The 2,411-nt window shown below is 67.9% G+C and carries 4 protein-coding genes; 1 reads left to right on the top strand and 3 read right to left on the bottom strand.

What is annotated here, in order from left to right; genetic code table 11:
• Window positions 1-143: 143 nt before the first annotated feature.
• From garA to QH283_RS28615, 3 genes are all read right to left on the bottom strand, one after another.
• Window positions 144-626 carry a glycogen accumulation regulator GarA gene (gene garA, locus QH283_RS28625; protein ID WP_280506046.1) on the bottom strand — a complete coding sequence of 161 codons (483 nt, stop codon included), beginning with the start codon at window positions 624-626 and terminating at the stop codon, window positions 144-146.
• A gap of 164 nt (window positions 627-790) precedes the next feature.
• On the bottom strand, window positions 791-1,189 hold the full coding sequence (gene gcvH, locus QH283_RS28620; protein WP_280506045.1) for a glycine cleavage system protein GcvH: 399 nt from the start codon (window positions 1,187-1,189) through the stop codon (window positions 791-793).
• 43 nt (window positions 1,190-1,232) lie between these two features.
• Entirely contained in the window at window positions 1,233-1,826 is a 594-nt protein-coding gene (locus QH283_RS28615) for a CDP-alcohol phosphatidyltransferase family protein (protein WP_280506044.1), read from the bottom strand.
• A 147-nt stretch (window positions 1,827-1,973) separates the two neighbouring features.
• Here QH283_RS28615 and QH283_RS28610 point away from each other — a divergent pair.
• Window positions 1,974-2,411, top strand: a 438-nt coding sequence (locus tag QH283_RS28610; RefSeq protein WP_280506043.1) for an FAD-binding protein, incomplete at its 3' end; no start/stop codon positions are given.

The following is a 2,411-nucleotide window of genomic DNA, read 5'->3' as shown; positions in this document are numbered from 1 at the left end:
CACGGAACCGATCGACATGCCTCCGCGTGCCCACTGCGCCGCACCACTCACCGTCGCCTAGCCCTTCCCGTCCCCCAGCCTGTTCCGGGCGACACCGCTCCTGAGACCGACACCGCCCGACACCGCCGCCTGGTGAGGCAGCGTCACAGGCTCCCGGCGCCTGCCGAGGACTCGTTCGCCTGCGCGCGCGGTCCGGTCAGGAAAACCAGGCGGAACTTGCCGATCTGTACCTCGTCACCGTTCTGCAACTCGGAGGAGTCCACCGGCTCCCGGTTGACGTAGGTGCCGTTCAGGCTGCCCACGTCGACCACCTGGAAGGTGCCGTCGTCCTGACGGAACTCCGCGTGCCGCCTGCTGACGGTGACGTCGTCGAGGAAGATGTCGCTGTCGGGATGGCGACCCGCCGAGGTGGTGGGCTGATCCAGCAGAAACCTCGACCCCGCGTTGGGTCCGCGCTTGACGACCAGGAGAGCGGCTCCCGCCGGTAGGCCCTCGACCCCCTGGACCGGCGGTTCGCCGGCCTGCTCGGAGCGCGACGCGTCGACCTCGTTCAGGAAATCCGCGCGGAAGACCGACGTCGTCTCGGCCGCGGTCTCCTGGTAACCCGGGTCTTTGTTCTCGCTCACCGTTTCTCTCCTCCTCGAACCTGATTATCCATGCAAGCAGGTGATGCTTGGGTCGACACGAGTCCGTGTCGGCAGAATGCCCGCGCGAACGCGCCGACTGATCCGTTGGCTTTGACCGTACCCTGCCGGGGGCCGCCCGTGCAGGGGGAACCGGGAAGGCCGATTCAGCCCCCGATAACTCCTTGATAACCTGCCGCATCCAGCAGTTCACCGAGTGTGATGTCGAGCGCGGACACGTCCTCCACCTCGGCCTCGAACAGCCATCCGGCCCCGTACGGATCGGCGTTCACCGTCTCCGGCGCGGCGGACAATTCCTCGTTCACCACAACGATTTTCGCGGCGAGAGGCGCGTAGATGTCGGAAACGCTCTTGGTCGATTCCACCTCGGCGACGCTCTCCCCCGCCTCGGCCGTGCGGGGCACGTCCGGTAGTTGAACGAACACGACGTCGCCGAGCTGGGACTGCGCGTAGTCGGTGATGCCGACACGCACCCGCGTGGGGCCGATCCGGCGTACCCACTCGTGTTCCTCGGTGTAGCGCAGATCCTCGGGGGTCAGTGCCACGTGGCGTCCTTTCCGTCGTGAACGTTGCACGCAACCTTATCCGCTACGGGTGACGGTGCCGCACAGCCGGTATCGCGCGCGCCACCGCGACCGCCTTGCCCGCGTACAGCAGGCCGGTCCACAGATAGACCACCGTGCCCCAGATCAACAGTGCCGCACCGAAGGCCGCGCCGAATCCGTCCAGCGGCCAATCCATCTGCCCCGCCAGCAGCCACGGCAGCGCCGACATGAGCGCGAAGGTGGCGGCTTTCCCGAGGTAGATCACCTCGGGCGGGTCGAGCTCACGGCGGCGGTAGATGGGCAGCAGCAGCGCCAGCACCACGTCGCGCCCGATCAGCAGCACGGCCACCCACCAGGGCAGCAGCCCGCGCGCCACGAAGGCCGCCAGGGTGGTGACCAGGAACAGCCGGTCGACGAACGGGTCGAGGATCGCGCCGAGCCGGGAGCCCTGGTCGAGCAGGCGGGCCAGCTTGCCGTCGAGGAAATCGGTGAGGCCGCTGGCGATCAGCAGCGCGAAGGCCCAGCCGTCGGCGTGTTCGACCAGCATCAGCCACAGGAAGACCGGCACGCCGACCAGGCGCAGCACGCTGAGCGCGTTGGGGACGGTCAGGATCCGGTCGGCGGCGTCGGTGGTCATCCGCTGTGCTTACCGCACCCGGCCTCCGGCACGCCATCCGGGCACGCCGTCGGCCGTTCCCCGGTTGCTTTTCGCCACAACCACGACGGTGAAAGAATGACTATGAAAGCATCTCATCGAATCCACAGGTGAGCGAGAGGGACGGACATGGCCGAGTTCGACTACGACGTGGTGGTGATCGGCTCCGGTTTCGGCGGCAGCGTCAGCGCGCTGCGACTGACCGAGAAGGGCTATCGGGTCGGCGTGCTGGAGGCGGGCAGGCGCTGGAACGCGGAGGATCTGCCTAAGACCAACTGGAACCTGCGCAAGTCCATCTGGGCGCCGAAGCTCGGCATGACCGGCCCGCAGGCGATCAGCATCCTCGGCAAGTGCGCGGTGTTCTCCGGCGCGGGCGTCGGCGGCGGCTCGCTCATCTACGGCAACACCCTCTACGAGCCGCTGCCCGCCTTCTACGCCGACCGGCAGTGGGCCCACATCACCGACTGGCGCGGCGAGCTGGCCCCCTACTACGACCAGGCCAAGCGGATGCTCGGCGTGGTGACCAATCCCCGCACCACCCCGGCCGACGAGATCATCGAGCAGGTC

It is taken from the genome of Nocardia farcinica (assembly GCF_029867845.1).
Classification (GTDB): domain Bacteria; phylum Actinomycetota; class Actinomycetes; order Mycobacteriales; family Mycobacteriaceae; genus Nocardia; species Nocardia farcinica_A.
Note: the sequence above shows the minus strand (reverse complement) of the source record. Positions and strands in the feature narration are given on the sequence as shown.